The sequence below is a fragment of the Zunongwangia atlantica 22II14-10F7 genome (assembly GCF_002094855.1).
Classification (GTDB): domain Bacteria; phylum Bacteroidota; class Bacteroidia; order Flavobacteriales; family Flavobacteriaceae; genus Zunongwangia; species Zunongwangia atlantica.
This window is the reverse complement of record NZ_ARYN01000075.1, coordinates 1-798: the sequence shown is the minus strand read 5'-3', so window position 1 is coordinate 798 and position 798 is coordinate 1. Positions and strand designations below refer to the sequence as shown.

Sequence of the window (798 nt, the reverse complement as noted above, 5' to 3'; positions counted from 1 at the left end):
CGCAATTGGCTATACGCGTTGTTGGCATGCGTTAGTATTTTGCATTTTCAATGTTATAAATTTGTTCAATTGTTCCTTTAATTTCTTTTCCATTTTCGTCGTAAAATATCCATTTGTCACCTTTAACTTTTGACATCTTTACCATATAATCGCATCCTCCTCTTCCGATAGCTAATGCACTATCAATTTCAAATTCTCCCTCCGCAATCAAGTTTCTTTTCAAATCCCAAAACTTCCACTTTCCTACCTTATATTTATAATCTATTTCTTGACGAAAAATTCCGCACTCGATATATTTAGCTTTTCGAAAATTCCCTTTTCCATATATGTTTCCAAAATCAAAAATTTCCATGCCAGTTTGAGATAAATAATTAAAATTGAGAAATTCATCTGTTGAAATTTCTTTTGAAAGTTTAATTCGTTCGTTATTCGCGTTTTTATAATCAATATCAATTCTATTTGGATTAATAAGTATTTTTAAATTTTCTCCAGTAATAGCATAGAAAGGATAAGTGTTTAAATTTTCTTTTTGATCCAGTTTATCTAAATTATTAATGTAATGTTTTAAAGTATTGTATTCTGCAGAACCCTTTTCAATAAGTACTAATTGCTTTTCTTCTTGCTGAAAATTAGTGCGAAAAGATAAATTTGAATCGTTACAAATAATACAGTCTTTATCATTATTTGAAACGCAACTAAGTATTATGAGAAATAAAATGAAAGATGTAAAAAATTTAAGGAATTTCATTTCTGTTTATCAGTTTCTAATGCTTGCCAACGGTTTCGAGTATGGACAGT

General features: G+C 28.6%; 1 protein-coding gene. It reads right to left on the bottom strand.

Going from position 1 to position 798, the window contains the following annotated elements; all coding sequences use genetic code 11:
- Positions 1-31 precede the first annotated feature (31 nt).
- Positions 32-748 (bottom strand): hypothetical protein, encoded by a 717-nt coding sequence (locus IIF7_RS20640; protein WP_084843565.1) that lies wholly within the window; start codon positions 746-748, stop codon positions 32-34.
- Between the last annotated feature and the right edge of the window lie 50 nt (positions 749-798).